Source organism: Paenibacillus zanthoxyli JH29 (genome assembly GCF_000520715.1).
GTDB classification, from domain to species: Bacteria; Bacillota; Bacilli; order Paenibacillales; family Paenibacillaceae; genus Paenibacillus_AQ; species Paenibacillus_AQ zanthoxyli.
On sequence record NZ_ASSD01000417.1, the window covers coordinates 1 to 567 of the forward strand.

Annotated in this window: 2 protein-coding genes; one reads left to right on the forward strand and one right to left on the reverse strand. The window is 56.1% G+C overall.

The features are described 5' to 3' along the window. Positions 1-99: 99 nt before the first annotated feature. The gene (locus L691_RS0115650) at positions 100-312 is read left to right on the forward strand and encodes a hypothetical protein (protein WP_025691400.1); all 213 of its coding nucleotides are present in this window, start codon (positions 100-102) and stop codon (positions 310-312) included. An 86-nt stretch (positions 313-398) separates the two neighbouring features. Here L691_RS0115650 and L691_RS34315 read toward each other — a convergent pair. Beyond that, on the reverse strand, positions 399-567 hold a 169-nt coding region (locus L691_RS34315; RefSeq protein ID WP_156934252.1), incomplete at its 5' end, for an S-layer homology domain-containing protein.

The window sequence follows — 567 nt, forward strand, 5'->3', positions numbered from 1 at the left end:
ACGGCCAGCAGGGCGATAAAAAGTAAATCGCTTCCAAAACGAGGCTGGATAGCTTATATTTAAAGTATCTATCCGGATACGCAAGAGGGAGGCACTTCGATGGCTCAATTGTTTGAGGTATTGTACTGGTTCGCCATGGTAGGCTCGTCCGTCGTACTGGCCGCAACTACGCTGCTGGTCTGCGGGCTCGGTGTCAAATTCTTCATTAAAGACGGACGGAGAGCGCTGGGCGCGGGCTGCATCGCCTTTTCGCTCGTATCCGCAGCCCTGATCGTCTTTATGATTAACTACAAGTTTATCTTGGCGGCTTGAAAGCGGCATGTTCCCGCTGCTGCAAGCAACACAAAGATGCCCCGCACTTGCGGAGGCATCTTTGTGTTCAACCCGAAATACCGGTATCAATTCCCGGCATTGAGCAAATTCGCAATCGCCTGAGCCGCTTCCGCCCGGGTCGCCGTTCCCTGCGGGACGAACGCCGCCGCGCTTCTGCCTTTCATCAGGCCAAGTCCCGCCGCCTTGCCGGCGGCATCCCGCGCCCAAGCGCTGATTGCCGCTTGGTCCTTAAAG